Raw genomic sequence first — 26134 nt, 5'->3', positions numbered from 1 at the left:
CCAGCCGGGCAACTCGAAGAGCGATCCGGCTTATCGTTCGCGCAGGTCGGGATGCGTGCTTAGCACGTCATAGAGAAAGTCCGCTACGACTCGGGTCTTTCTAGGCAACTTGCGGCGTTGCTGCATATAGATAGAGTGGCTCAATTCGCCGTCGACAAGCCCGTCGAGCACCGTCTTGAGCCGGCCCGAGCGCAGATAAGGCACCACACGGTACTTGGTTATAAGGCCGATTCCGGCGCCGGCCAGCATCGCTTCGATCAGGCTGTCGGCCTCGTTGGTTATCAGGCTGGCCTCGGCGGGGCTGGTCACGATGGTGCCGGCGCATCGAAAGCGCCAGGGCCGGACGGTTTTTGTGATCCAGCTGCGTAGGGCGATGCGGCGGTGCCGCGCGAGCTCTTCGACTGTCTGCGGGGTGCCGTTTCGCTGCAGATAGGCGGGCGAGGCGCAAAGGACGAACGGAGACGTGGCCACACGGCGGGCAATCAGCGTTGTTTCGGGTAGCGGATGTGGAAGAACCCCGACGTCGATGCCCTCGGCCACCACGTCAGGGATTCTGTTCTGGATCAGCAGGTCGATGGATATGCGAGGGTGCATTTCCAGAAGCTGCCCGATGGCCGGCGCGACGAAATGTATTCCGATGCCGACCGGAGCCGCCACCCTGACGGTTCCGAATACTTCTTTTGACGAGTCGCGCATTCTTTCTACTTCGTCGTCGATCGCATCGACGGCCGCGACACACGTCTGATAGAAGCGGGTTCCCTCTTCCGTGAGGCTGACTTGTCTGGTGCTGCGATTGAACAGCCTGACGCCGACCCAATCCTCCAGCTGCTTTACGTGCATGCTCGCAGCTTGCGGGGTTATGCCCAGCCCCCTGGCGGCCGTACTGAAATTCCCGCTGCGGACGATGCGGATGAAAGTGGTTATGCCTCTGACGTTTTCCATCGTTCGGGTCGAGCTCCGGCCAGTTCAAGCGCAAGACGAGAGAGGCCCGCGAGCGAGGCCATCTCTGGGGCGGCGTTGGGTAGGGTGTTTCGACTCGACTTTAACATGTTTCAATCATTGAAATCAATTCCGTAAATTGATGTGATGGGTGCCGATTGTCGAGGCTCGGTTTGCGGCCCCGGACGCGGCATCTTCAACGTCGATTTGCAAGACATTAAAAATGCAATCCGGCTGCTGTCCGGGGGATCGCATTACCATCGCTCGAGGTTCTCGTCCGCTGAGGCAAATGGAATCGGCCGGTGCCGTGGCGTGCAATGAATGAGAAGAGGGGTAGACGTGAATAGACTTGAATCGGATGCGGTGGTGATCGGGGCCGGTATTGCCGGTATGGTCACCGCATTGCGGTTGTCGGAATTGGGTATCAAGACGCTTGTTCTGGAACAGGGCGAAGCCGAAAAGTATCCATGCAACACCCGCATGGCCGGCGGCGCGTTCCACGTCGCGCATCAGGATGTGATGGATGACCCCGAGCTCATACTTCAGGCGATAAACAAGCGCACGCAAGGCTCTGCGAGGCCGGATCTGGTTGAGGCTTTGGCCGGCGGCATTGCCGAGGCGACTCGCTGGCTGCAAAAGAAGGGGGTTCGATTCATCAAGGTCGGACACGAACCCTATCGCAAGCACACCTTGGCGCCTCCGATCCGGATACACGGCCGCGACTACTGGGAGGGGCGGGGAGGGGATGTGCTCCTGCGCACCCTGGCGGGAGAATTTCAGAGGAACGGCGGGCAGATCGCGCGCGGCACTCGCGCTCTGCGGCTAGGCATGCAAGGCGCATCTTGTGTCGGCCTCGAGGCAGTGCGCGGGCCGGAAACATTGCAGGTCGGGGCGCAGGCCGTGGTGATTTGTGACGGCGGCTTCCATTCCAATTTGGATTTGCTGCGCGAGTTCATCAGTCCGGCGCCGGAAAAGCTCAAGCAGCGTAATGCGCAAACCGGGCTTGGGGACGGTCTGAGTATGGCTCGCGAAGTCGGCGCGCAACTCGTAGGCCTGGATCGATTCTATGGGCACGTGCTGGCACGGGACGCATTGCACAACGACGATCTCTGGCCCTTTCCCATGATGGATTTCGTATGTGCCGCCGGGATCGTGGTGGACAGATCGGCACGCCGGTTCCTGGACGAGGGGCTTGGCGGCGTGACGATGGCCAATGCGATTGCCGCTCAGCCAGATCCGCTATGCGCGACGGCGATTTTTGATGCGGCGATATGGAACGGGCCGGGGCGTGAATATCTGATTCCCGCCAATCCCACACTGACTTCCGCGGGGGGGACGCTATACACGGCCGATAGCCTCGATGGTCTGGCCGGGCAGCTTGGCATGCCTGCCGCGCAGCTCGAGTCGACCGTGGCGCAATACAACGCTGCCGTGAGTGACGGCCTGGCCACGGAATTGGTGCCGAAGCGCAGTACCGCTGCCTACCGTGCCCACCCGATTGGAACCCCGCCCTATCACGCGGTGCAGCTGTGTGCCGGAATCACGTACACCATGGGTGGCATCGCCGTTGATTCTTTCGGCAGGGTGCTCGATACGGCGAATCGGCCCATACCGGGGCTGTATGCGGCGGGATGCGCAACCGGCGGACTTGAAGGTGGTGGCCGGGATCAGATTGCGTACATCGGAGGCCTGACCCGATCCACCGTATTCGGGCTGCGTGCTGCAGATGACATTGCTTCGCTGGCCCGATGACCTTCTGGTCACTGGCGGCATTCTGTGCCGCGCCGCGGCCGGATGTGTGGCCATTTTCGAGCGGGTGCGCAGAATTGGAGAGGTAGTGGGCGGCCGGCAAAGGTTCCAGTGATTTTAAGAGTTTTGATCAATGAAACTATTTCCATTTTTGATTGGAGCATGCTAAGCTGTGCGCCAGCGTGTCCATATTGTGTTGGCCCGATGGCACTTTTTGCGGAGGTTAGACGTGCATATCAAGACCAGCTTCACCCGTGCCATATTGGCCGTGGCTGTATTTGTAGTTTCCCTGTCTGCGGCTGGGGCTCAATTCCCTGAAAGACCCATCAGGCTCCTCGTCGGCTTCAGCGCCGGCGGATCCACCGATGCCATAGCGCGCTACTATGCTACGGCTCTTGCCGGCGTGCTCAAGCAGCCGGTCATCGTCGACAACCGTCCGGGTGCTTTGCAACTGGTCGCGATACGCGCATTGATGGGGTCTCACCCGGATGGATACACGTTGTTCCTGGCTTCCGGCAGTGCCATGTCGCAAGGCCCCGGGGTTCGTAGCGATCTGCCCTACGATCCACTGAAAGATTTCACCTCTATTGCGCTGGTCGGCACGGCGGCGGGGGTGGTGGTCTGTACCCCATCGTTTCCGGCGAAAAATATCGACGAATTGATTGCCTACGCGAAGCAACGGCCCGGGGCGTTGAATTACGGGTCTTCGGGAGTCGGTTCGGCCAGCAACCTCCAGACCGAGCTTCTGTCGAATCTGGCCGGCATCAAGATGACTCACATACCTTATAAGGCAGATGCCCAGATCATGACCGCCATTATGGAGGGCAGTGTGCAAATCGGGCTTTCGCCTGTGCAGGGAGCCATGCCTTTGGTAACCAGCGGGCGGGTTCGCGCATTGGCGGTAACGGGATCCAAGCGCGTACCGCAATTGCCCAACGTGCCCACCTTGTCGGAAGCCAAGGCTCCCGGGCTTGGGCGTGTCGATCCGTACACGTATTATGCGTTGGTCGGGCCGAAGAATTTACCGGGCGCGGTCGTTGAAAAATTGAACTCGGCGGTAAGACAAGTTGCTGTCATGCCTAAGACAGTCGAATTCATGAACTCTCAGGGGTACGAGATTTTCAACGGGTCGCCGGCGGCGCTGCAGGATTTCGTCCAGGCCGATACCAAGAAGTGGAAAGATTTCAGCAAGAAATCGGGCCTTGGCAAGTAGGCAGCACTCAATAAGGCGGCGGCATGGATATCAAGACCCTGGCAGATCGTGCTGAAATTCACGACGTAATCGCCCGCTATTTCCGCGGCATCGACAGCGGCAGCAAAGAGCTGGTGCGTGCCTGCTTTGCGGACGATATCCAGGTTCTTTATGATGGACGGCCGCCAGAGCACGGAATCGACGCGGTCATGGGCTCTCTGCGGACGTTCCAACGGATTGCGAAGGGCGAGATGCAGATCACCATGCACTTCATGGGAAATTTCAATCTCGTCCGGCTCGATGGGCAGTCCGCGGAAACTGAGACATATGCTGTCGCCTTTATGGTTCCACCCCCCGAGATCGATGATCAGATGGCTATAAGGGGTCTTCGGTACATCGATAGCTTGCGCCGGGCCGATGACGGGCGGTGGCTGATCTGCCAACGCAGGCATATCTTGGATTGGAGCTTCAAAGCGCCTCCCGTCTTTGCAAGCAGCCTGGCGAATCGAATAACGGCCGGCAGATAGAGGTTTACGGTCAGGCCGCGCCGCTTCTGGCGTCTGGAATGACCTTTGCTGGAACAGGCTGCGCCATCCGGCTCGGCTTGGCCCATGGTAGTGCCGCCCGCGCAGCACGGAAGCCGTGGTGCCGCCGCGCACGCCAGCGGCGGCAGGTAGCCGTCATTATTCCGTCTTGCGCTGTAGTACGGAGCTATACACGTAGCGTCCTTGCGGGAAGATGCTTAGCGTTGCGACCAGCAGGCTGCCGTCCTGGTCGTAGAACCAGCGCCGGGAGCGCAGTGCCGTGAGCTGCGGTTTGGCGTTCAGCAACCTGGCTTCGGTCGCCTTGAGCCTGGCGGGTTCGATTTGCTGCCTGATGGTTGCGATATGCCGGTTCGAGGCTTCAGCGACGATGTCGGCGATGGCGGCGACCGCGCCGTCGAGTGCGCTGGCCAGCGGGGCGCGCAAAGCCGGGATGTAATGATGGCTGTACGCGATCGGCTGATGGCGGGGGCCGCGCAGGCCGCGCAGCTCGAGGAATTCCTGGCCTTCGGGCAGTTGCATCGCGGCGGCCAGTTCGGCGTTGACGATTACGCTGCGCGAGCCAGTCTTGCGAAACGGCATGCCCTTGGTGAAGAGCAGCATTTCCTCGACCGTGTCGCCGGTTTGCACGAACACGCTGGCGGGCCGGGGCGCATTGACCCGGGTACCGATGCGTGCCCGGCGCGTGATCAGGCCTTTGGTTTCGAGTTCCTTGAGCGCGGCCCTTACCGTGATGCGGCTGACATCGAACTGTCGCCCCAGCTCGGCTTCGGTCGGCAGCAGGCTGCCCGCCGGGTACACCCCCTGTTTGATCTTGCCGATGAGGTTTTGGGCCAACAGCGCGTAGCGCGGGCCGCCATGCGTTAGGGGCATAAGGTATGGGCAAGGCCTGAAGGCCTGGATATTTTTTAGATGATTCCGTCTGCCTTCAGTGTAGCCTGCTCGGCGTCGGAAATACCGATTTCCTGCAGCAGTGCGCGAGTGTCTGCCCCGAGCTGCGGGGCCGGTGTCGTTTCAGGAGCCGGCCGCGGTGGGTCGCCGGGCCCGTTGGCGCCGCCTTCGCCGGTCGGGCCTGTGCCGGACACGCGTATGGGGTTGCGCGGCATGCGCAGGAGCGCATCCCCGGCGGCCAGCTCTGAGATGCGGCCGCCGCTGTTGCTGAATTCCGAACCCAGTGCCTGCTCGACCGTATGCACGGGCGCGGCCGGCACGCGCCCGGCGAACGCCTGCATCCATGTTCCGGTGTCGCGCGTTCCGAGTATGCCGTCCAGTATCGTGGTGAGCTCGTCACGATGCTCGAGCCTGTCCTTGAAGCTGCGGAAGGCGGGCATGTCGGCCAGGCCCGGATGGCCGATTGCGTCGCACAGGGCGGCCCAGAATTTTTCTTTGTTGCACATGAGATAGATCCATCCGTCGCGCGTGCGGTACAGCTGGCAAGGCACGAGGGAAGGGTGGGCCGAGCGGGCCTGGCGAGTCGGCGCGAATCCGGCATTCAGGTGCCAGGCGGCCAGGTAGTTCAGGTTGTGCAGCGCCACGTCGTACAAGGATACGTCCACGTCGCAGCCGCGGCCGCTGTCACGCGCCTTCAGTATGGCGCTGACCACGGCCAGAGCCATTACCACTCCGGTCATGTAGTCGATCATGGACAAGCCCATGCGCGCGGGAGCCGAGTCGGGCTCTCCGGTCAAAGAGAAATAACCCGCCTCGGCCTGCATCAGATAGTCGTAGCCCGGCCACGCGGCGCGCGGCCCGTCGCGGCCGTAGCCGGTCAGGTGGCCGCAGACAATGGCGGGCTGCACAGGCCCGAGCTGTGCGTAGGTCAGGCCCAGGCGCTGCGGAACGTCGCCGCGCAGATTGCTGACCACGCCGTTGGCCGTCTTGGCCAGCGATCGGAAAATGGACTTGCCGCGAGGGCTGCCGAGGTTCAGCGTAAGGCTTTTCTTGCCCAGGTTGAGGCTTTGGAAGAACAGGCTGCGGGCCGTGTCCGGCAGTTGCGGATCGAAATACGGCCCCAGGTGCCGGGTCACGTCGCCGCCTTCCTGGGGCTGTTCTATTTTTATGATTTCGGCGCCCAGTGCGGCCAGATAGCCGGTTCCAAAGGGGCCGGCGCCGTATTGCTCTACCGCCAGAATCCGTACGCCAGACAGGGGCAGTTCGTTCGCGCCGGGCTTGGCCGTGGATATGTGCGCCGAGCTGGCGGGATCGTTACTGGTCATGGCTGTCGTCCAGGGCGGCTCTTGAAATTGATATAACAATATATCATAATCAAAAAATTGCAATCAACAGGAGGCTAGGCATGAAAAGGCGGTCATTCATCATGGGGGGCGCGGCGGCTCTGGCGATGCCGGCAGCGGTGTGGGCGGCTGCACGGACATACCCTTCCAGGCCCGTGCGGCTGATCGTGCCTTTTGCTCCCGGACAAGGCTCGGACGTGCTGGCCCGGGCCATAGGCAAGCGCCTGTATGCGCTTTGGAAACAGCCCGTCATCGTCGAGAACCGCGCGGGCGCCAATGGCACGCTGGCGGTGAATGAGGTGCTGAAATCCGGCGCCGATGGGTACACGCTGTTGCTGACTTCGAATTCACCCATAGTCATCAACCCCAGCATCTACAAGCATCTTTCCTACAACGTGCAGAAGGATCTGAAGCCGGTCACTCTGCTGTCCACGACCGCTGTGGGCCTGATGGTGCATCCGGCGTTTCCGGCGCGCGATATCCACGAGCTGATCCAGGTCATGAAGCGGGCACCGGGAAAGTACAGTTATGGATCCATTGGCGTGGGCTCTACGAGCCATCTGGCCATGGAAACTTTCATGCGCGCAACCGGCGTGCGTGCGGTGCACGTGCCGTACCGCGGCAGCTCGCTGGCCATGACCGATCTTATTTCCGGAACCATACAGCTGATGTTCGACGGCTTGCCCAGCAGCCTGCCGCACGTGCGTTCCGGCCGGATCCGGGCGCTGGCCATTTCCGGCGCGCACCCGTCCCAGTTCCTGCCGGGAGTGCCCGCTCTGGGCAGTATCGGTGTCGAGGGCACGCCGGACGGGGGCTGGTATGGCTTGATGGCGGCGGCGGGGGTAAGCGATGCGATGGTGCGGCAGCTCAATGCCGACTTCGCAGCCGTAATGCGCGAACCCGAAGTCGAGGCCCAGCTTCCGGTGCTGGCCATGGAGGCCGTGGCGCCCCAGAGCCCGTCCGGTTTTGCGGATTTCATCGGCCGGCAGACCAAGTACTGGGACGGCGTGGCGCATAGCCTCGGCATATACCGCAGCGTTTAATGTGAAAGAAGCCTCTTTCATCCTCGGGGGTGGCCGCAACTGCCATCCTCGTTAGGGCCGGCCCGGTGCAAATATATACTGGGGTTCTGCCGCGCTTGCCCGATGCGGCGCGCTGAAGCGTGCCGATATCCAAATCGACAAGCCAGTCCCTGATCCTGATGATGCCGGAAAACAATATGGAAACGATCCGCCTCGCTCCCGACCCGCAATGCGCGGCGACCCAGATAGTGACCCTGGCACGCCCGCAAGTACACAATGCCATGAACACGCAGATGTGGCACGAGCTGTGGGACGTGCTGCGCGACCTGGCCTACCGGGACGAGGTGCGCTGCCTGGTCTTTACCGGGGCAGGAGAGCGTGCGTTCTCGGCGGGCGGCGACCTGAAAGAGCGCAATGGCATGAGCGACGAGGCCTGGGCCTTGCAGCACCAGCTCATCGAAGACGTGCTGCTGGCCTTGCGCGAATTCCCCTGGCCGACGATAGCGGCAACGCAGGGCATCGCTTTTGGCGGCGGGTTCGAGCTGGCGCTAATGTGCGATTTCATAATCGCCGATGCCACCGCGCGCTATGCGCTGCCGGAATCCAAGCTGGGCATCCTGCCCGGCGGGGGCGGTCTGCAGAACCTGGCGCGCGCCGCCGGCATGCGGCGCGCCAAGCAGATGCTGTATACCGGGGCTGAGCTGCCGGTCTCGACCGCGCACGACTGGGGCGTGGTAAATGAAGTCACGCCCGCAGGCGGCGCACTGCCTAGGGCTCTGGAGCTGGCGCGCCAGATCGCCGCGGGTGCGCCCCTGAGCCTGCGCTGGGCCAAGACCACGGTGCAGCAGGGCGGCGGCATGGAGTTCCGCGGCGCTTATGCGCTGGATATCGCCGCGCATAATCTGTTGGTGCGCACCGAAGACCGCAGGGAAGGGGTGCGCGCATTCAACGAAAAGCGCGCCGCGCGCTGGTCGGGCCGCTGAGTCGTGCGGGGAGCGGTGCGCGTGCAGGCCGGATCCGGCCTGCACGCGGCTATAGACGGATATGGGTTGCCGACTCGTACGCGTGCGGGCTCATGACTGCGCCATGGCCTCCTTCAAATGCGCTACGAACATGCGCAGCGCCCGCGGCACGTAGGCGCTGTAGGGGCGTATTGCATAAATGGCATCGCCGAACACGCTGGCCGGCTTCCAGCCAGGCAGCAGGTGGCACAGGCGCCCGGCGGCCACGTCCTGTTCGGCGCTGAAGTCGGGCAGCAGCGCCACCCCCTGGCCGGCCAGCACCAATTCGCGTAGGGCCTCGCTGTTGTTGGCGCAGAAGTTGCCGTGTATGGGGACGCTGCGCCTGTCGCGCTTGCGCTGGCTAGGCTCGAACACCCATACCGGCGGCAGGCCTGGGCGCAGGTACGACAGGCAGTTGTGGCCGCCCAGGTCTTCGGGGCGGCGCGGCGTGCCGTGGCGCGCCAGATAGGCCGGCGCCGCCACCAGCAGCGTGCGGCTCGGGCGCAATTTCCAGGCCACGTGGGTTTCGGGCACGTTCGACGTATGGCGTATGGCCAGGTCGAAGCCCTCGCGGGCAAGTGAGCTCAAGTGGTCGGAAAGCTCGATCTCGATGCGCACTTCGGGGTGCAGCAGCAGGAAGGCGCCGATCGTGGGGATGATTTTCTGGCGGCCCAGAGCCATGGGGGCGGTCACGCGCAAGGTGCCGCTGGGGCTGTCGGCCAGGTCGCGCACGCTGGCGAACCCCTGTTCTATGGATTCGAAGCCATGGCGGGTCTGCTTGGCCAGCGATTCCCCCGCCTCGGTCAGGCGCACGCTGCGGGTCGTGCGGCTGACCAGGGTGACGCCGGCAGCCTGTTCCAGTTCGGCGATGCGCAGGCTGACGGCGGCCTTGCTGACACCCAGGTGCCGGGCCGCGGCCGTATAGCTGCCGGCCTCCGACAGGGCGTTGAGCCAGTAGATGTGCGACCACAGGGGTTCCTTGCCGTGTTCTTTCATGATGGTTTCCGTGCCGCGGGGCTCCGCTGCCCTGCGTATTGTCAATTTTTTTGAACAATGAGTCCAGTTTTAGGGCATTGAAGGCGCCGCAGGGGAAACCTATACTGGGCTGCATCCACTCTTGCCGGCCATCGATTCGCCTCGCCGGCGGGAGCCTTTACCCGCGGCCCGCAACGCCGGGCCCAACTTCAGACAGGATCAGAGACCCGCCATGAGTGCTCCCCAGCCCTATACCGACGACCAGGACGTCGTCAACTACATCAACGGCGTACGCGTACCCGGCAGTTCGGGGCGCAAGCAGGACGTGTTCAACCCTTCCGCCGGTGCCGTGGCGCGGCATCTGGTGATGTCCACGGCGCAAGACGTGGATGCCGCCGTGGCGGCGGCGCGCAAGGCCGCGCCGGCCTGGGCCGATACGCCGCCGGTGCGGCGCGCGCGCATTCTCAACCGCTTTCTTGCGCTGATGCAGCAGCATACCGACGCGCTGGCGGCGATGATCACCGCCGAGCACGGCAAGGTTTTCACCGACGCCCAGGGCGAGGTGGCGCGCGGCATGGACGTGATCGAGTTCGCCTGCGGCATTCCCCAACTGCTCAAGGGCGGCTATACCGACCAGGTCGCCACCGGCATCGACAACTGGACCATGCGCCAGCCGCTGGGCGTAGTGGCCGGCATCACGCCGTTCAACTTCCCATGCATGGTGCCCTGCTGGATGTTCCCGGTGGCCATCGCCTCCGGCAACACCTTCATCCTCAAGCCCAGCGAACGCGACCCCAGCGCCTCGCTGCTCATGGCCGACCTGCTCAAGCAAGCCGGCCTGCCCGACGGCGTGTTTAATGTCGTGCAAGGCGACAAGGTGGCTGTCGACGCCCTGATCGAGCATCCCGACGTGGCCGCGGTCAGCTTCGTGGGTTCCACGCCCATTGCCCACTACATCCACGAGCGCTGCGCCCATTTCGGCAAGCGCGTGCAGGCGCTGGGCGGCGCCAAGAACCATATGGTGATCATGCCCGATGCCGACCTGTCGCGCGCCGTCGATGCGCTGGTGGGGGCGGCCTACGGCTCTGCCGGCGAACGCTGCATGGCGATTTCCGTGGGCGTGCTGGTGGGCAGCGTGGCCGACCGCATCGTCCCCTTGCTCGAAGAGCGTGCGCGCAGCCTGAAGATCAAGGACGGCATGAATCTGGATGCGGAAATGGGCCCGGTCGTCACCTGCCAGGCCAAGGAGCGCATCGAGAACTACATCGAGGCGGGCGTGCAAGAAGGCGCCGAACTGAAGGTGGACGGCCGCGGCTACAAGGTTCCCGGCCACGACGATGGCTTCTATGTCGGCGGCACGCTGTTCGACCGCGTCAAGCCCGATATGAGCATCTACCGCGAAGAAATCTTCGGCCCGGTGCTGGCCTGCGTGCGCGTCGACGATTTCGGCCAGGCTGTCGAACTCATCAACAAGCACGAGTTCGCCAACGGCGTGTCGTGCTTCACCAGCGACGGCCACATCGCGCGTGAATTCGCGCGCCGCATCCATGTCGGCATGGTTGGCATCAATGTGCCCATTCCGGTGCCCATGGCCTGGCACGGCTTCGGCGGCTGGAAGCGCAGCCTGTTCGGCGACACCCATGCATTCGGCGAGGAAGGCGTGCGCTTCTATACGCGCCAGAAGTCCGTCATGCAGCGCTGGCCGGAAAGCATCAGCAAGGGCAACGAGTTCGTGATGCCGACGGTCTGATCGCGGTTGCGGCGGCGCAGTCGCCGCCGCGCCGTGCCCGCGAAGTTGCGGGGAGTGCAGCCGTCGGCGGTTTCGACGGCTGCATGTTTTCGAAGGCCGCATTTGTATGCGGCCTTATGTGTCTGTACAAGCGGCTGCATGTATTAAAAAAGTATAAGAAAACACGCTGGCGCGTGGCGGGCGTGGCGCCGATGCCGCAGCTTGGTAACGCGATATGTCGCGCGCGGGGCGCTGGACGCGGTTCCGTAACTCGGCGAAATAACTGCCCGGATGCGGGTGCGCGCAGCCTGTGTACGGCCGCTTATGATCGGTACGTCGAGCAATGGCTCGTGCGGGAAGGGTTGGCGGCAATCGGGCCGCGGGCCGCAGGCCCCGCAACTCCAGGGAGTTCACGATCATGAAAAAAATACTCATGGCCGCCGCGCTGCTTTCGTTGTTGGCTGGCTGTGTGGTGGTGCCGACGCGCAGAGGTTATGTCGCCGCACCCGCGGTGGTGGCGCCGCCGGTGGTGGTCGTGCATCCGGCCTATCGGCCTTACTACCGTTATTGATGAGCAGTGCCGTTCACGCCCCCGCTTTCGGCAGCGCCGCTTGCACGGGGCGGGCCTGCAGCAGATCCACCAATGCGCCGGGCGCCAGGCTGATCAGATAGCCGCGGCGTCCGCCGTTCAGGTAGATCAGCGGGTAGTCCAGCAGGCTGCCCTCCACCCATACCGGCATTTTCCGGCGCGTGGCGAAGGGCGAGGTGCCTCCCACCTGGTACCCTGAATTCTTTTGCGCAGTCTCGGGCGTGCATGGCGCCACTTTCTTGGCGCCGATCTGGCGCGCCAGATTCTTGGTGGAGACCTCGCAGTCGCCATGCATCACGACCACCAGCGGGTGGCCGTGTTCATCTTCCATGATCAAGGTCTTGGCGACCTGATGCAGGGCTACGCCCAGCTGCCGGGCCGCCTCGGCCGCGCCGCCGTGATCGACGTATTCATAGGGGTGTTCGCCGTAGGCGACGCGATGCTTTTTCAACATCTGCGTGGCGGGTGTTTCGGATACGTGGCGGGTCTTGCTGTTCATGGCGTGGATTGCAGGATGCGGTTTTGGTTTTTGGATGGCCGGTTCATGGACGGCCGGTTCGCCGATGGCTGATGCATGGATCGCCGATGCATAAGTGGCTGCTCATTGCTGATCGATCCATCGATGGCTCAGGCGCGCGGATGATGGCGCGCGTGCAGGGCCTTGAGCCGTTCGCGCGCGACGTGAGTGTAGATCTGGGTGGTGGATATGTCCGCATGGCCCAGCAGCATCTGCACCACCCGCAGGTCGGCGCCGTGGTTCAGCAGATGCGTGGCGAAGGCATGGCGCAGCACGTGCGGCGACAGCGGCGTATGGATGTCGGCTTGCGCGGCGTATTTCTTGACGATCAGCCAGAAGGACTGGCGCGTCATGGCAGCGGCGCGGGCGGTGACGAACAGCGCGTCGCAGTGGCGGCGCCCGAGCAGGGCGGGGCGCGAGCGGGCCAGGTATTGTTCGAGCCAATGCAGCGCCTCGGCACCCAGCGGCACCAGGCGATCTTTGCCGCCCTTGCCCATGATGACGCGCACCACGCCTTCCTGCGGGTTCATGTCCAGCAGTCCGAGGTTGACCAGCTCCGAGACACGCAGTCCGGTTGCGTACAGGGTTTCCAGCATGGCGCGGTCGCGCAGCCCGAGTTCGGTGTTCTCGTCCGGAGCCTGCAGCAGGTCGTCGACCTGGGATTCGGACAGCGTCTTGGGAAAGCGTGCCGGCTGCTTGGCGGAATGCAGCGTCAGGCAGGGATCGGTGGCGACCCGCCCCTGGCGCAAGGCCCAGAGGTAGTAGCGCTTCAGCGCCGCCAGCCGCCGGTTCGAGGTGCTGGCCTTGGAACTGGGGTGCAGCGCCACGAACCAGTCCTGGATGTCTGCAGACTGGGCCTGGTCGATGTCCTTGCCCGCCTTGTCGTGCAGCCAGCGGGCATAAGCGCTCAGGTCGCGCCTATACGCGGCCAGCGTGTTCTCGGCCAGCCCGTCCTCCAGCCAGACGGCGTCCAGGAAGGCGTCTATCGAGTCGGAGGCGGAATGCATGGCGTAGCGGCAGGGCGGACGGCCGGCGGATCGTGTCGAAGCGAGTGGCAGAAGGGATGTATATGCATCGGAAGCATTCTATATCCATGACGCGGGATGTCAGCGTGTATGGGAGCTGCGGGGCGCCGCGCCGATACCGCCCTCGCGCCAGCGCAGCGTCTCGATGACCAACGCCAGTGCCGGCGCCAGCTGGCGGCGATTGGCATAGTACAGGTGGTAGCCCGTCAACAGCGGCCACCAATTCTTCAACACCGGCACCAGCCGGCCTTGCTCGATGTGGGGCTGTAGAAGGTCTAGCGGCACATAGGCGAAGCCCATGCCGTCCAGGGCCGCCTGCAGCATCAGGAAGGTGTTGTTGAATACGGTCTGCCCTTGCACCCGTACATTGATTTCCTGCCCGTCCTTTTCGAAGTCCCAGGCATACAGGCCGCCATGGGTGGGCAGCCGAAGGTTGATGCAGCGGTGCTGGATCAGCTCGTGCGGCGTGCTTGGCAGCGGTTTGCCTGCCAGATAGCCGGGCGTTGCAGCTACCGCCATGCGGAAGTCGGGGCCGATGCGCACGGCAATCATGTCCTTGTCGACGCGGTTTCCGCTGCGCACCCCGGCGTCGTAGCGGTGGGCGGCGATATCGGTGAGGGCATAGTCGACGCTGAGCTCGATCTGGATGTCGGGATACTGGCCCAGCAGCGGCTGCAGCCGGGGCCAGAGGATGGTGGCGATGGCATGGTCGTGCGCCGTGATGCGCACCGTGCCCGCCGGTTTGTCTCGCATGGCGCTGAGCGAGTCCAGTTCCAGCGCGATCTCGTCGAGCCTAGGGGCCACGGCGTCCAGCAGCCGGGCACCGGCCTGTGTAGTGGATACGCTGCGCGTCGTGCGCGTAAGCAGGCGGACTCCCAGGCGCGCTTCCAGGGCCAGCATGGCGTGGCTCAGTGCGGAGCGCGACAGGCCCAGTTGGGCGGCTGCGCGGGTGAAGCTGCGCTCGCGGGCCACGGCCACGAACGCCTGCAGATCGTTCAGGCTTTCTTTCGGCATTGGTGAATTATATGCACATAAATATACTAATTTTACTATCTTCTCAACTAATCCCATGTGCCATATATTTCCACCAAGCCCTTGCCGCAAGCCGTTGTCGCGGCATTCGGGCATTTTTTCAGGAGCATTGCCATGGAACTCAAACGCGCCGGATCGCAGGCCGCGATCAAAGGCCCCGCCGAATGGTTCACCGGCCAGGTTCGTATCGACCCGCTGAATAACCCGCCCGCCCCCTCCCGTGTCTCGTGCGCCAGCGTTACCTTCGAGCCTGGCGCGCGCTCCGCCTGGCATACGCATCCTCTGGGCCAGACTTTGGTCGTCACCTCGGGTTGCGGCTGGACGCAATGCGAGGGCGAGCCCATTGTCGAGATCCGTGCGGGCGACGTGATCTGGTGTCCGCCCGGACACAAGCACTGGCACGGTGCGTCGCCCACCACGGCCATGACGCATATCGCCATCCAGGAGGCCCTCGACGGCGTCAACGTCGTCTGGATGGATAAGGTCAGCGACGAGGAATATCTTGCAGGCCCGCCCAAGGCCTGATCCTTCTCGGGATCCGTAGCGTGAGGCTGCGAAATGTGCCGGCAATCCGGGCCGGCGCGACCCGCCTCGCGATCGTGAAAATTCGCGCCTTCCAGAGGAATCATCAACCATGTCTAGTACATCAGCCGAATCGGATTCCCTGTCGCTGCGGCAGCAGGCCATTGTGCCGGTTGCAGCCAATGCAGCCTCGGGCGATATCGTCAAATTGGATGCTGCCCTGAGCCAGGCCCTGGACGCGGGCCTGACGGTCAGCGATTTGCGGGAAATTCTGGTGCAGGTCTACGCATACGCCGGCTTTCCGCGCAGCCTCAATGCTCTCGGAGCGCTGATGAGGGTGCTGGAGTCGCGCCGGCAGCGCGGCATCCAGGATGCGATCGGCCAGGCTCCGGTTCGCCCCATTCCCACGGGCGCGGCCTTGCTTACCGCGGGAACCGCCAACCAGACCAAGTTGTCTGGCGGTGCCGTCAAGGGGCCGGTGCTCGACTTCGCGCCCGCGATCGACGAGTACCTCAAGACCCACTTGTTCGGCGACATATTCGAGCGCGACAACCTCGATTGGCAAAGCCGCGAGTTCGCCACCCTGAGCATGCTGTCGGTTTTGCCGGGAGTCGAGGCGCAATTGCAGGCGCATATGCGCATCAGCATGAACGTCGGCTGCTCCGCCAGCCAGTTGCGCCAGATCGGCCAGGTATTGGCCGATCGTGTGGATGCCGGCGCCGCGCAACGCGCCCATGAGGCGCTGGAACGCCAGCTCGCCACACTGTCCGGGTAGTGACAGGGCGCCGTCGGACAACGGCTGCTCCATGATGTTTGCGGCCTTGCTGTTAACTGCGGGTGCACATGCAGCCGCCGCTGCGGCGATTTGACTATCGTTATATAGGTATATATATTTCGATGGGTGCGCACGGCGGCCACAAGGGCGAGGCCGGCGCAGCCGGTGGGCCTGCCCGATCCGCCACTGTTGGCGGGCATCGCGCCGCCTGATTCCATTTCTGAATCGATCGTGAACGCGAAAACGAAGCAGACACGATGCACGGTTGATTTGGAAATGGAATTGCCGGCACATCAAAGGAGAACAGAGTGAAAGCATGGATGTATGCGGCCGTTGTCGCCGCCGGATTCGCCGTGGGTACGCCTGCCGCCATGGCCGATGAAATCGTGGTGTCGGCCGCCGCCAGCCTGACCAATGCGTTCAAGGACGTGGCCAAGCAGTTCGAGGCCAAGCATCCCGGCACCAAGGTACTGACCAGCTTCGGCGCTTCCGATGTGGTGCTGCAGCAGATCGTCAATGGCGCACCGGCCGATGTGTTCGCCTCGGCCGATGAAAAGGCCATGGACAAGGCCGTGGCGCAAAAGGCGGTCGATCCGGCCACGCGCAAGGACTTCGCCCGCAACGGCGTGGTGCTCATCGTGCCGACCGACAGCAAGCTGGGCCTGCACGATGTCAAGGACTTGAAGCGCGCCGACGTCAAGCGCGTAACCTACGGCAATCCCGCCTCGGTGCCGGTGGGCCGCTATACCGAGGCCTCCCTCAAGCAGGTGGGCATGTGGCAGGCGGTGCAGCCCAAGGCGGTGCTGGCGCAGAACGTGCGCCAGGCGCTGGACTATGTGGCGCGCGGCGAGGTCGAGGCCGGCTTTGTGTTCGGGACGGATGCGGCCATCATGCCCGACAAGGTCAAGGTGGTGCAGGCGCTGCCCGCCCCCAAGCCGGTGCTGTATCCGATTGCCGTGGTGGCGCGCAAGGGTGTGAGCCCGCATGCCGGCGAGTTCGTCAAGTTCGTGCTGTCGCCGCAAGGCCAGGAGATCTTGGCGCATTATGGCTTCAAGAAGCCCTGAAAGCCCTTCGGCCCGGCCGGCACGTGTAGTTCGTAGTATCCTGCCGGCTGGCATCTTGTTTGCCTGGGTCGCGAGCGAGCCTGGCAGGACGCCCCGCTGCATCGTGTTCCATGGGTGCGGTGTCGGCCAGGCCCGATGGCCCGGCCTGTTTCGCGGGCCTTCGCCCATTCGTAGGCCGCGGCCCTGCGCGACGCGCCGGGCCAGACGGCATCACGCACAAACCGCGCTAAGCCATGACGGGATTGGTCGTTCCCCTGCTGTTGTCGCTCAAGGTGGCCGGCTGGGCCACTTTGTTTGCCGCCGTACTGGGTACGGCGGCCGCGTTCGGCTTGGCGCACTGGCGCTCGCGCTGGTGCAACTTCGTCGATTCCGTACTGACCCTGCCGCTGGTGCTGCCGCCCACGGTCATGGGCTATTACCTGCTGGTGCTGTTCGGCCGCAGGGGCTGGCTGGGCGTGTGGCTGGCGCACTGGAACATAGAACTGGTGTTCACCTGGCAGGGCGCAGTGCTGGCCGCGACCGTGGTGGCATTCCCGCTGGTGCTGAAGTCGGCGCGCGCGGCCTTCGAAGAGGTCGACCCGCAGCTGTGCAACGCCGCGCGGATCCTGGGCACGAGCGAGGCGGCGATCTTTTTCCGCGTGGTGCTGCCGCTGGCCTCGCGCGGCATATTTGCCGGCGTGCTGCTGGCTTTCGCGCGGGCGCTGGGGGAATTCGGCGCCACCCTGATGATCGCCGGCAATATTCCCGGCCGTACGCAGACGCTGTCGATTGCCATCTACGAGGCGGTGCAGGCGGGCAACGACGACCTGGCCAATATCCTGGTGCTGGTGACTTCCATCACCTGCATCGTGGTGCTCTTGCTGGCGGGGCATTTTTTGCCGGCATACGGGCGCAGGGGATCGAAGCGATGAAGGCCGCATGCGCCGGCCGCAGGCTGCCCTCATGAGCGTGAGCGTGCGCATCGAGCATCGCCTGCTGTCCGGGCAGCGCGAATTCCGGCTGGACGTGGCCTTCCACACCGAGCAGCGCAGGCTTGCCTTGTTCGGGCCCTCGGGCGCCGGCAAGACCATGACGCTGCAGGCCATCGCCGGCCTGGTGCGCCCCGAACGCGGGCGCATCGTCCTGAATGGAGCCGTGCTGTTCGATTCCGGCCAGGACATATGCCTGCCGCCGCGCGAGCGCCGCCTGGCGTATCTGTTCCAGGACTATGCGCTGTTCCCGCACTTGACTGTGTCGCAGAACATAAGCTTCGGCCTGCGATCGGGATGGAGCAATCCGCGGCGCCGCCGGCTGGCAGAAGCCGCGCGCCGCTGGGTCGATGCGTTCGAACTGCAGCCCATACTCGACAGCTACCCGGGCGAAATTTCGGGTGGCCAGAAGCAGCGGGTTGCCCTGGCGCGTGCCCTGGCCCTGGAGCCGCGCGCGCTGCTGCTGGACGAGCCTTTCTCGGCGCTGGATGTGACCTTGCGGCGCAAGATGCGCCAGGAGCTCGCGGCCCTGCAGCGGCAGCTGGATATCCCCATGATCCTGATCACGCATGACCCCGACGACGTGGCCGAGCTGGCCGACGAGGTCTTCGAGATCCGTGCCGGAGCCATCGTGGGCAGCGTCAATCCCGCCGAGTTGGCCGAGCGCGGCGACCTGCAGGTGCAAGCGGCCGCTTGAGCCCTGCGTGCGGCTTGCCTGCACCGAGGCAGGGAGGCCGCACCCCTTCAAGACTGGTGAACAGGCCCTAATCCATGACGCCCAGCAGCACGCTGGATGCCTTGAAAACCGCCAGCACCGCGGTGCCTTTCTTCAGCTTCAGCGCCTTGGCGCTTTCCATGGTGATGATGGCCGCCAGGCTGCGCTCTTGGGGCAGTTCGATGCGCACTTCGCAGTTGACGGCGCCGGCGACGACTTCGCTGACGTGGCCCGGCAGCTGGTTGCGGGCCGACAGCTTCAGGCGCGCGCCATCGCTGTCGGGCAGGCCCACCATGACGGAAGATGCCTTGATGAAGGCCAGCGCCTGCTTGCCGGGCGCGAGGCCGAGGTTGCGTGCGCTTTCGCGGGTGATGATGGCCGTGATTTCCTGGCCTGCACCCAGGTCGAGTACGACTTCGTCATTGACTGCGCCCTGGACTACGCGGCTGACGGTGGCTGCGAGTTTATTGCGGGCCGAGGTTTGTATCATCATTTGCTGTATCAATTTCAGGTGGTGGGTGGGGTCGCGCCCGGCCTGGGCCAGGGCGGCAAGAAAGCGCTGGTGTTCGGCATTCAAGGCCTGGTAGACCTGCAGCAGTTCGACGGCGCGCGCGGTCAGCTGCGCGCCGCCGCCGCGCTGGCCGCCGGTGCTGCGCAGCACCAGCGGCTCGCCGGCCAGATTGTTCATGGCGTCGACCGCGTCCCAGGCCGCCTTGTAGCTCAGGCCGATGCGCTTGGCCGCCGCGGTGATCGAGCCTGCCTCGCCGATGGCTTCCAAGAGCGCCATGCGCTTCTGGTTGCCCCAGGTGCGGGAGCCCGAGCGCAGCGCAATGGAGCCGGCCAGCTCCACCGGCGCCGGGGCGGCGTCGGAATGTTTGGCCGTCGGCTTCGTTGGCCGCCGGGCGGCAGGCTTGGCCGCGAGCTGCGCGGAGGCGGGCCGGCCGCGGCCGGGGCGTACGGCATCCGGCGCGGCTGCCGGTTTTGTGACTGCCGGTTTTGTATTTGCGGCGCGCTTGGGTTGCGTGCGCGCGGCGGTTTTACTCACTGTCTTGCTCCGTGGTCATGGTGTACAGTGCGGGATGGCTGCGGCAGGCCTGGGCCGGCGCCTCGTACTATGCCCGGGCGCGTCCGCGGCTGCGGTACAAGCTTATTCCAATTTGTGGCCTGCACAAAACGCGGGCGGCAAGAGCGCTGCATGGCGGCCGCCGCGCTGCTCGACGCGCCGGCTTGCGGCGATCGCCCGGCCGGCACCCGCAGCATGCAAGAAACCATGAACGACACATACGACCCGATACCGCTGGAGGCATTGGCCGCGCTGCCCGGCGACGCAACATTGGTGCTGACGGTGAACAACCGGCTGGCGCGCCGCATTCTTGCCGAGCTGTCGCGCGGGCTGGATGCGCGGCGCTCGGTGATCGCCGTGCCCGCCATCGTGCCCCTGGGTGCGTGGCTGCGCCAGGCCGCGGAGCAACTGGCTTTCGACGCGGATGCGGGCAGTGCGGCCCATGTGCTCGACGCCTTTGGCGCACGCCAGTTGTGGCGCCAGGTAATAGAGGCCGCCGAGGCCGAGCACGTCTTGCTGGATGTGGCCCAGGCGGCGCGCCTGGCTTACGAGGCCGATTGGCTGGTGTCCGACTGGCGCATTTCCGTTGCCGAAGGGCTGGAGACCCCCGAATACCTGCGCTTCCGCGCCTGGCGCAGGCGCTACCGCGAACTGCTCCAAAGCCTGGACGCCGAAGACGAGAACCAGTCCTGCGAGCGTGTCGTACAGGCCGTGCTCGATGGCGGCATGGCGCTGCCGGCGCGTACGCTGGTGCTGGCCGGCTTCAACGAATTCCCGCCGCGCCTGGCACTGTTGTTGCGCGCTCTGCGCGAGCAGGGCATAAGCGTTCTGCGCTTGCGGGAACGGCGGCCGGAGGCCGCCGATGTCGAGCGTGTGCTGGCCGATGAGCCCGATGCGGAATGGCGCCTGGCCGCCCGCTGGGCCGTGGACTGCATGCGCGGCGATCCGCAGGGGCGTTATGCCATTGTCTCGCCGCGCTTGCAGGATGACGTGGTGCTGGCGCGCCGGGTGCTGCATGCCGAGCTGGCCACCGTGGCTGCTTCGGATGCCTCTGATATCCCTGATATACCGGATGCCAAGGGTGCCGCGGATACCCAGGGTACGGCGGATACCAAGGGTACGGTGGATACCGAGGATCCGGCGGCGCCGCTGGCTTGCAATATTGCGGTGGGCCGGCCCTTGCGCGACTGGCCCGTGGCGCGCAGCGCGCTGGCATGGCTCGATGTGCTGGGCGACTATGCCCGCGGCGTGGACTGCGGCCCGCAGCAGCTTGGGCTGGCCTTGCTGGCGGGGCACTGCGCCGGGGCCAGAGCCGAGTCGCCGGCGCGCGCCGCGCTGGATGCGCGCTGGCGGCGTACCCGGCGCCTGCGGCTGGCCGCGGCGCAGTTCGGCAGCGAACTCGGGCAGTATGCGCCGCTGCTGGCAAAGGCCTGGGGCGCGGCGCTGGAGGCCGCCCGGGCGTGCCCCGAGACTGCCGCCTGCGACACCTGGATGCGCCACTTCCGGCAAATATTGCGGGCCTTGGGTTTCCCGGGCGACGATGCCCTGGACAGCAGCGCCTATCAGACCATGGAGGCGCTGGACGCTGCCTGCGACCGGCTGGCGGGCCTGGCGGCGGCGCTGGGGCCGAAGAGCTTCGGCTCGGCGCTGCACCTGTTGGAGCAATTACTGGCCGAGACCGCATTCCAGCCGCAGCGCGATCCGGCCGCAAGACTCGACGTGCTCGGCCTGCTCGAAGCCGAGGGCGGCCGCTGGGACGGCGTCTGGGTGCTGGGCCTGGACGACGAGGTGCTGCCCGCCGCGCCGCGGCCCAACCCGTTGATCCCATTGGCGGCCCTGCGCAGCGCCGGCGCGCCGCGCGCCACGCCCGAGCGCGAGCTGCAATGGGCGGCAGAACTTTATGCGGATCTGCTGTGCAGCGCGCCGCGGGTGCGCATCAGCCACGCGCGGCGCGCCGGCGAACGCGAGCTGCGCCCCAGCCCCTTCATCGCGGAACTGCCGGCCCAGGATCAAGCCTTGTGCCTGTCCGAGGCCGCGCCGGCCGATATCGAAAGCCTGCTCGACGATCGCGGCCCCGGGCTGGCCGCGGGCGAGATCACGCGCGGCGGCAGCGCACTGCTGGACACCCAGTCGCGCAATCCGCTGTGGGCCTATGTGAAGTACCGCCTGGGCGCCGTGCAACTGGACGGCTACGCCGAGCTGGCCGATTTGAATGCGCGCGGCAATTTCCTGCACCGCGCGCTGGAAGTGGCCTGGGGCACGCTGGGCAGCCACGCCGCATTGTGCCGGCTGGCGGACGAAGGCGGGTTGGCCGCGCTGGTCGACGAGGCTGTCCGCCAGGCGGCCGACGACTGTCTGCAAGCCTATGGCCCGGCGCTGCGCACCCTGGAGATGGAACGTGCCCGCAAGGTTTTGCTGGACTGGCTGGCGCTGGAGCGGCAGCGCCGTCCTTTCCGCGTGCTGGGCAGGGAAGACACGCAGCATTGGTCGCACGGGGCGCTCGATCTGTCGCTGCGCCTGGATCGCGTCGACGAACTGGAAGATGGCAGCCGTGTGATCATCGACTACAAGTCCGGCGCGGGGCGCCTGGATCCCAAGGCCAGCTGGACGCGCAGCCGGCCCGTCGAGCTGCAGTTGCCGCTGTACGCGGCCGTGGTGGGCGAAGAGGGTGCGCAGGTAGGCGCATTGGCGCTGGTGCGCCTGCACGCGCGCCAGGTCGAGGCCAAGGGCTTGTGCGATGGCGATATCGGGCTGGCCGGCCTGAGCGGTATCCACGACTGGCAGGAATGCGCCGGCCTGTCATGGGGCGATCTGCTGCGGCGCTGGCGCGCGGCCGTGGAGCAACTGGCCGAAGAGTATGCCTGCGGCATCGCCCGCAATGAATTCCTGCGCCGCGACGATATGCAGTATTGCGACGTGCTGCCTTTCCTGCGTCTTGAAGAAGAGGAGCCCGGCCATGCCGGCCAGAGCGCCTAGCGATGCGGCGGCGCGCGCCGCTGCTCTCGATCCGCGCCGCTCCTTCGTGGTTCAGGCGCCGGCCGGCTCGGGCAAGACCGAGCTGCTGACCGACCGCATCCTGGCCCTGCTGGCGACGGTGCAGCGGCCCGAAGAGGTGGTGGCCATCACCTTCACCCGCAAGGCCGCAAGCGAAATGCATGCGCGTGTCATGAAGAAGCTGCGCGACGGCGATGGCCCGCGCCCCGAGGCTGGGGAAGAACACAAGCTGCGCAGCTGGGAACTGGCGCACCGGGTCATGCAGCGCGACGCCGAACTGCATTGGGACTTGCTGCGCTATCCGGCGCGCCTGGCCATACGCACCATCGATTCGTTCTGCGCCTGGCTGGTGCGCTGCATGCCCTGGTCCAGCGCGCTGGGCGGCATGCCGGCGATCTGCGACGATGCTCGCGAGCACTATGCCGCGGCGGCCCGCGCCACGCTGGCCCTGGCCGACGACCAGGACGCGGTGCAGCGCTTCCTGGCGCACATGGATATCGACCTGCGGGCGGCGCAAGACCTCATTGCCGGCATGCTGGGCAATCGCGACCAGTGGCTGCCCTTGCTGGGCCAGGGCGCCGACGCGCAGACGCTGCTTGAACACCTGGACGATGCCATCGAGGAAGACCTGAGCGGCCTGCGCGGCTGCATGCCCGCGGGCTGGGCGCAGCAGCTTGCGCCCTGGGCCGTGCAGGCGGCGCGCAACGCCACGCCGCCCCAGGGCGGGATGCTCGACCTGGCCGCGCTCGAAGACTGGGACGGCCAGGCCTTCGAGGCGCGCATGCCCGATCTGCCCAGGTGGCAGGCGCTTGCCCGCCTGCTGCTCACCGCCACCGGTGGCCTGCGGCGCAGCGTCAACAAGAATCAGGGCTTCCCGCCCAAATCCGCGCATAAAGAGCCGTTCCTGCAGTGGCTGCAGAGCCATGATGAAGGCGAGCCCTGGGTCGAACGCCTTGCCGCCGTGCGGCTCGTGCCGGGCCAGGGCTACGACGCTCAGCAGATCGAGACCTTGCAGGCGCTCATCGCGGTGCTGTGGCTGGCCTGCGCCCAGCTCAGCCTGCGCTTCGCGCAGGCCGGCGAGGTGGATTTCATCGAGATTTCGCAGCGCGCCCTGCGGGCGCTGGGCCAGGCCGACGATCCGGGCGAGCTGCTGCTGCGGCTCGACGCCTCCATACGCCACTTGTTGATCGACGAATTCCAGGACACCAGCCAGTCGCAGATCGACCTGCTCGAGCGTCTGACCTCGGGCTGGGAGCCGGGCGATGGGCGCACGCTGTTCCTGGTGGGCGACCCCATGCAGTCCATCTATCGCTTCCGCAAGGCCGAGGTGGGCTGGTTCCTGAAGGTGCAGGAACAGGGCCTGGGCGGCATCGAGCTCGAAGCGCTGCGCCTGACCGACAATTTCCGCTCGCAGGCGGGCGTGGTGGATTGGGTCAACCGGGTGTTCGCCCCCATGTTCCCGGCCGTGCCCGACGCGGCCATGGGCGCCATTCCTTATACGCCTTCCGTGGCCTTCAACGTGGCCCTGGCCGGCCCGGCCATGCAGTTTCATCCCGTGATGCCGGCCGAGGGCGCGGGCACGGCGCCGGACGAAGGTGATGAAGACGAGGACTCCGGCCCGCCCGACGAGGACAGCGAGGCGATTGCCGTGCGTCTGGCGCGCGAGGCGCTGGAGCAGGATCCGGACGGCGCCGCGCCGGTGGCCGTGCTGGTGCGTGCCCGCTCGCATCTGGGCAGCCTGGTGCGCCGCCTGGGCGAGGCCGGCATTCCCTGCCGCGCGGTGGAGCTGGTGCCGCTGGCCTCGCGCCAGGTGGTCAGCGACCTGGTGCAACTGGCGCGTGCGCTGGCGCATCCCGGCGACCGGCTGGCGTGGTTGTCGGTACTGCGCGCACCCATGTGCGGCTTGACGCTGGCCAGCCTGCATGCCTTGTTCGGAGACGAGCACGGCCGCGCCCCGGCTGCCGTGCTCGAGCAATGGCGGCGGCGCGATGCGCAGGGGGCGTCCGGCCTCGAGCCGGGCGAAGCCGCGCGCCTGCGGCTTGCCGCGGCGGTGTTGCTCGATGGCGGCAATCGTTCGGGGGCCATGCCTTTTGCCGCATGGCTGGAGGATTGCTGGCGCCGGCTGGGCGGCCCGGCCGCCTACCCGGCGGCCGGCGATCGTGCCGACGTCGAAAGCGTGCTGCGCCTGATCGAGACGCTGGCGCCCTATGGCGGGCTGGATCCGGCCGAGCTGGATCGGCAGCTGCAGCGGCTTTACGCTGCGCCCAACGAGGCGGGGCGCGCCGTCGACGTCATGACCATACACAAGTCCAAGGGCCTGGAATTCGGTACGGTCATCCTCATGGGCCTGCACCGCAGGCCGCGCGGCGATACCGCGCCGCTGATACGCCTGGAGCAGAGCGAAGGCCGCCTGCTGCTGGGGCCGATACGCGCCAAGGCATCGGAGCAGTCCGACCCGGTGTCGGCCTACCTGGCCGAGCGCGAGAAGAAGCGCGCCTCCCATGAAACCGACAGGCTGCTGTACGTGGCCGCCACGCGCGCACGTGACCGCCTGCACTTGATCGCCACCGTGACGCCGGGGGACGAGGGCCTGAAAAGGCCGCCCGCCACGAGCCTGCTGGGGCGGTTGTGGGATCAGCTGGAAATCCCCCAACTGCCGCCGCGGGTGGCGGAGCCGCAAGGCGAATTGCCGCTGGCCGCGGCCGCGCCGCCGCGTCGCTTGCTGCGCTTGCGCAATGCGGGGCTGCCGCGTCCCGTCGCTCTGGGCGCCGTGCATGATTTCGAGACGGTCGGCGCCCCGTCGGTCGGCGCTCGGGTGGCCGGCACCCCGGTGGCCGGTACCCCGGTGGCTGGCACCCCGGCCATCGGCTCCGAGGCTGCTGAGGCGTGGGCGCCCGGTGTCTCTCCGGCCGGCGCATTCGCGGCCGTTGCGGCCATTGTACGTAAAGGTTCGGGGGCCTGGGTCTGGCCGGCCGAGGCCGGCTACGAGGCCCTGGCCGGCACGGTGGCCCATGCCTGGCTGGAACGCCTGGGCCGCGACGGCCTGGCGCAGTGGCCGGCCGCCCGCATCGAGGCCAGTCTGGAGGTGATCCGCCGCCAGTTGAGCCGCGCCGGCGTGGCACAGGCGGATCAGGACGAGGCTGCCCGCGCGGTGAGCGGGACGCTGCTGGCCACGCTGGCCAGCGAGCGCGGCCGCTGGCTATTGCAGGCGGCGGGTGCGCATCGCGAATGGTCGCTGCTGGATGTCTCGGGCCGGGTATCGGTGATCGACCTGGCCATATCCGAAGAGGGCGGCTGGCTGGTGGTCGACTATAAGACCGGCGTCCCGCAAGAGGGCGAAAGCCCGGGCGCCTACGCTGACCGCATGGCCGAGCGCTACGCCGGGCAGATCCAGCGCTACTGCCGCCAGGTCGAGGCGCTGGACGGCAGGCCGGCGCGTGGCGCGCTGTATTTCCCGCGGGCCGATCTATGGGTAGAGTGCTGACGC

At 65.8% G+C, this 26134-nt stretch carries 22 protein-coding genes; 14 read left to right on the top strand and 8 right to left on the bottom strand.

The window, feature by feature from the left end:
- Nucleotides 1–30: 30 nt before the first annotated feature.
- Nucleotides 31–942, bottom strand: coding sequence for a LysR family transcriptional regulator (locus CEY11_RS11565; RefSeq protein WP_088603539.1), 912 nt, complete (start codon nucleotides 940–942; stop codon nucleotides 31–33).
- 318 nt (nucleotides 943–1260) lie between these two features.
- Between CEY11_RS11565 and CEY11_RS11560 the strand changes: the two genes are divergently transcribed.
- The 3 genes from CEY11_RS11560 to CEY11_RS11550 all read left to right on the top strand — a co-directional run bounded on the left by CEY11_RS11560 (nucleotide 1261) and on the right by CEY11_RS11550 (nucleotide 4407).
- Nucleotides 1261–2691, top strand: a complete 1431-nt coding sequence (locus tag CEY11_RS11560; protein WP_198958886.1) for an FAD-dependent oxidoreductase — start codon at nucleotides 1261–1263, stop codon at nucleotides 2689–2691.
- Between the two features lie 226 nt (nucleotides 2692–2917).
- Nucleotides 2918–3901 carry a Bug family tripartite tricarboxylate transporter substrate binding protein gene (locus CEY11_RS11555; protein WP_233154839.1) on the top strand — a complete coding sequence of 328 codons (984 nt, stop codon included), beginning with the start codon at nucleotides 2918–2920 and terminating at the stop codon, nucleotides 3899–3901.
- Between the two features lie 23 nt (nucleotides 3902–3924).
- Nucleotides 3925–4407, top strand: coding sequence for a nuclear transport factor 2 family protein (locus CEY11_RS11550; RefSeq protein ID WP_088603538.1), 483 nt, complete (start codon nucleotides 3925–3927; stop codon nucleotides 4405–4407).
- A 156-nt stretch (nucleotides 4408–4563) separates the two neighbouring features.
- On the opposite strand, the gene CEY11_RS11545 is transcribed toward CEY11_RS11550, so the two are convergent.
- Nucleotides 4564–5295 (bottom strand): GntR family transcriptional regulator, encoded by a 732-nt coding sequence (locus tag CEY11_RS11545; RefSeq protein ID WP_088603537.1) that lies wholly within the window; start codon nucleotides 5293–5295, stop codon nucleotides 4564–4566.
- Between the two features lie 35 nt (nucleotides 5296–5330).
- Nucleotides 5331–6638 (bottom strand): CaiB/BaiF CoA transferase family protein, encoded by a 1308-nt coding sequence (locus CEY11_RS11540; protein WP_088603536.1) that lies wholly within the window; start codon nucleotides 6636–6638, stop codon nucleotides 5331–5333.
- Nucleotides 6639–6718: 80 nt separating this feature from the next.
- Between CEY11_RS11540 and CEY11_RS11535 the strand changes: the two genes are divergently transcribed.
- Nucleotides 6719–7699, top strand: a complete 981-nt coding sequence (locus tag CEY11_RS11535) for a Bug family tripartite tricarboxylate transporter substrate binding protein (RefSeq protein WP_088603535.1) — start codon at nucleotides 6719–6721, stop codon at nucleotides 7697–7699.
- A 176-nt stretch (nucleotides 7700–7875) separates the two neighbouring features.
- Complete coding sequence (locus CEY11_RS11530) at nucleotides 7876–8661, top strand: enoyl-CoA hydratase/isomerase family protein (protein ID WP_233154838.1); 786 nt, start codon at nucleotides 7876–7878, stop codon at nucleotides 8659–8661.
- A gap of 90 nt (nucleotides 8662–8751) precedes the next feature.
- Here CEY11_RS11530 and CEY11_RS11525 read toward each other — a convergent pair whose 3' ends face one another.
- A complete protein-coding gene (locus CEY11_RS11525) occupies nucleotides 8752–9675 on the bottom strand; it encodes a LysR family transcriptional regulator (RefSeq protein WP_088603534.1) in 924 nt (307 codons plus the stop codon).
- 211 nt (nucleotides 9676–9886) lie between these two features.
- Here CEY11_RS11525 and CEY11_RS11520 point away from each other — a divergent pair, with 211 nt between their 5' ends.
- On the top strand, nucleotides 9887–11404 hold the full coding sequence (locus CEY11_RS11520; RefSeq protein WP_088603533.1) for a CoA-acylating methylmalonate-semialdehyde dehydrogenase: 1518 nt from the start codon (nucleotides 9887–9889) through the stop codon (nucleotides 11402–11404).
- A 397-nt stretch (nucleotides 11405–11801) separates the two neighbouring features.
- Nucleotides 11802–11954: a hypothetical protein gene (locus CEY11_RS25550; RefSeq protein WP_198958885.1), complete on the top strand. Its 153-nt coding sequence runs from the start codon at nucleotides 11802–11804 to the stop codon at nucleotides 11952–11954.
- Nucleotides 11955–11967: 13 nt separating this feature from the next.
- On the opposite strand, the gene ybaK is transcribed toward CEY11_RS25550, so the two are convergent.
- From ybaK to CEY11_RS11505, 3 genes are all read right to left on the bottom strand, one after another.
- Nucleotides 11968–12471 carry a Cys-tRNA(Pro) deacylase gene (ybaK, locus tag CEY11_RS11515; RefSeq protein WP_088603532.1) on the bottom strand — a complete coding sequence of 168 codons (504 nt, stop codon included), beginning with the start codon at nucleotides 12469–12471 and terminating at the stop codon, nucleotides 11968–11970.
- 128 nt (nucleotides 12472–12599) lie between these two features.
- Nucleotides 12600–13496 carry a site-specific tyrosine recombinase XerD gene (xerD, locus tag CEY11_RS11510; RefSeq protein WP_088603531.1) on the bottom strand — a complete coding sequence of 299 codons (897 nt, stop codon included), beginning with the start codon at nucleotides 13494–13496 and terminating at the stop codon, nucleotides 12600–12602.
- A gap of 99 nt (nucleotides 13497–13595) precedes the next feature.
- Entirely contained in the window at nucleotides 13596–14528 is a 933-nt protein-coding gene (locus tag CEY11_RS11505; RefSeq protein WP_088603530.1) for a LysR family transcriptional regulator, read from the bottom strand.
- Between the two features lie 132 nt (nucleotides 14529–14660).
- On the opposite strand from CEY11_RS11505, the gene CEY11_RS11500 reads away from it, so the two are divergent.
- The 5 genes from CEY11_RS11500 (at nucleotide 14661) to CEY11_RS11480 (ending at nucleotide 18572) form a co-directional block, all read left to right on the top strand.
- Nucleotides 14661–15071: a (R)-mandelonitrile lyase gene (locus CEY11_RS11500; protein WP_088603529.1), complete on the top strand. Its 411-nt coding sequence runs from the start codon at nucleotides 14661–14663 to the stop codon at nucleotides 15069–15071.
- A gap of 109 nt (nucleotides 15072–15180) precedes the next feature.
- Entirely contained in the window at nucleotides 15181–15843 is a 663-nt protein-coding gene (locus tag CEY11_RS11495; protein ID WP_088603528.1) for a carboxymuconolactone decarboxylase family protein, read from the top strand.
- 320 nt (nucleotides 15844–16163) lie between these two features.
- Nucleotides 16164–16907, top strand: coding sequence for a molybdate ABC transporter substrate-binding protein (gene modA / locus CEY11_RS11490; RefSeq protein ID WP_088603527.1), 744 nt, complete (start codon nucleotides 16164–16166; stop codon nucleotides 16905–16907).
- 233 nt (nucleotides 16908–17140) lie between these two features.
- The gene (modB, locus tag CEY11_RS11485; protein ID WP_088603526.1) at nucleotides 17141–17818 is read left to right on the top strand and encodes a molybdate ABC transporter permease subunit; all 678 of its coding nucleotides are present in this window, start codon (nucleotides 17141–17143) and stop codon (nucleotides 17816–17818) included.
- A 31-nt stretch (nucleotides 17819–17849) separates the two neighbouring features.
- The gene (locus CEY11_RS11480) at nucleotides 17850–18572 is read left to right on the top strand and encodes an ATP-binding cassette domain-containing protein (RefSeq protein WP_088603525.1); all 723 of its coding nucleotides are present in this window, start codon (nucleotides 17850–17852) and stop codon (nucleotides 18570–18572) included.
- A gap of 67 nt (nucleotides 18573–18639) precedes the next feature.
- Here the strand turns inward: CEY11_RS11480 and CEY11_RS11475 are convergent, their stop codons facing one another.
- Nucleotides 18640–19440, bottom strand: a complete 801-nt coding sequence (locus CEY11_RS11475; RefSeq protein ID WP_233154854.1) for a TOBE domain-containing protein — start codon at nucleotides 19438–19440, stop codon at nucleotides 18640–18642.
- 345 nt (nucleotides 19441–19785) lie between these two features.
- On the opposite strand from CEY11_RS11475, the gene CEY11_RS11470 reads away from it, so the two are divergent.
- Together CEY11_RS11470 and CEY11_RS11465 are read left to right on the top strand one after the other, a co-directional pair.
- Entirely contained in the window at nucleotides 19786–22629 is a 2844-nt protein-coding gene (locus tag CEY11_RS11470; RefSeq protein WP_233154837.1) for a PD-(D/E)XK nuclease family protein, read from the top strand.
- Nucleotides 22610–26131, top strand: a complete 3522-nt coding sequence (locus tag CEY11_RS11465) for a UvrD-helicase domain-containing protein (protein ID WP_088603524.1) — start codon at nucleotides 22610–22612, stop codon at nucleotides 26129–26131. Before CEY11_RS11470 ends, CEY11_RS11465 begins: the two co-directional genes overlap by 20 nt.
- Nucleotides 26132–26134: the final 3 nt, after the last annotated feature.

Origin of the sequence: Candidimonas nitroreducens (assembly GCF_002209565.1) — a bacterium.
Taxonomy (GTDB): domain Bacteria; phylum Pseudomonadota; class Gammaproteobacteria; order Burkholderiales; family Burkholderiaceae_B; genus Candidimonas; species Candidimonas nitroreducens.
This window is presented reverse-complemented; position numbering and strand designations above follow the sequence as displayed.

Excerpts from the sequence above, each read along its gene's own strand:
- xerD (WP_088603531.1), bottom strand. The coding sequence starts at position 13,496 with ATGCATTCCGCCTCCGACTCGATAGACGCCTTCCTGGACGCCGTCTGG.
- CEY11_RS11565 (WP_088603539.1), bottom strand. The coding sequence starts at position 942 with ATGGAAAACGTCAGAGGCATAACCACTTTCATCCGCATCGTCCGCAGC.
- CEY11_RS25550 (WP_198958885.1), top strand. The coding sequence starts at position 11,802 with ATGAAAAAAATACTCATGGCCGCCGCGCTGCTTTCGTTGTTGGCTGGC.
- CEY11_RS11560 (WP_198958886.1), top strand. The coding sequence starts at position 1,261 with ATGAGAAGAGGGGTAGACGTGAATAGACTTGAATCGGATGCGGTGGTG.
- CEY11_RS11540 (WP_088603536.1), bottom strand. The coding sequence starts at position 6,638 with ATGACCAGTAACGATCCCGCCAGCTCGGCGCACATATCCACGGCCAAG.
- CEY11_RS11505 (WP_088603530.1), bottom strand. The coding sequence starts at position 14,528 with ATGCCGAAAGAAAGCCTGAACGATCTGCAGGCGTTCGTGGCCGTGGCC.
- CEY11_RS11530 (WP_233154838.1), top strand. The coding sequence starts at position 7,876 with ATGGAAACGATCCGCCTCGCTCCCGACCCGCAATGCGCGGCGACCCAG.
- CEY11_RS11470 (WP_233154837.1), top strand. The coding sequence starts at position 19,786 with ATGGCGGCCGCCGCGCTGCTCGACGCGCCGGCTTGCGGCGATCGCCCG.
- CEY11_RS11545 (WP_088603537.1), bottom strand. The coding sequence starts at position 5,295 with ATGCCCCTAACGCATGGCGGCCCGCGCTACGCGCTGTTGGCCCAAAAC.
- CEY11_RS11525 (WP_088603534.1), bottom strand. The coding sequence starts at position 9,675 with ATGAAAGAACACGGCAAGGAACCCCTGTGGTCGCACATCTACTGGCTC.
- CEY11_RS11520 (WP_088603533.1), top strand. The coding sequence starts at position 9,887 with ATGAGTGCTCCCCAGCCCTATACCGACGACCAGGACGTCGTCAACTAC.
- modA (WP_088603527.1), top strand. The coding sequence starts at position 16,164 with ATGTATGCGGCCGTTGTCGCCGCCGGATTCGCCGTGGGTACGCCTGCC.
- CEY11_RS11500 (WP_088603529.1), top strand. The coding sequence starts at position 14,661 with ATGGAACTCAAACGCGCCGGATCGCAGGCCGCGATCAAAGGCCCCGCC.
- modB (WP_088603526.1), top strand. The coding sequence starts at position 17,141 with ATGACGGGATTGGTCGTTCCCCTGCTGTTGTCGCTCAAGGTGGCCGGC.
- CEY11_RS11535 (WP_088603535.1), top strand. The coding sequence starts at position 6,719 with ATGAAAAGGCGGTCATTCATCATGGGGGGCGCGGCGGCTCTGGCGATG.
- CEY11_RS11495 (WP_088603528.1), top strand. The coding sequence starts at position 15,181 with ATGTCTAGTACATCAGCCGAATCGGATTCCCTGTCGCTGCGGCAGCAG.
- ybaK (WP_088603532.1), bottom strand. The coding sequence starts at position 12,471 with ATGAACAGCAAGACCCGCCACGTATCCGAAACACCCGCCACGCAGATG.
- CEY11_RS11550 (WP_088603538.1), top strand. The coding sequence starts at position 3,925 with ATGGATATCAAGACCCTGGCAGATCGTGCTGAAATTCACGACGTAATC.
- CEY11_RS11465 (WP_088603524.1), top strand. The coding sequence starts at position 22,610 with ATGCCGGCCAGAGCGCCTAGCGATGCGGCGGCGCGCGCCGCTGCTCTC.
- CEY11_RS11480 (WP_088603525.1), top strand. The coding sequence starts at position 17,850 with ATGAGCGTGAGCGTGCGCATCGAGCATCGCCTGCTGTCCGGGCAGCGC.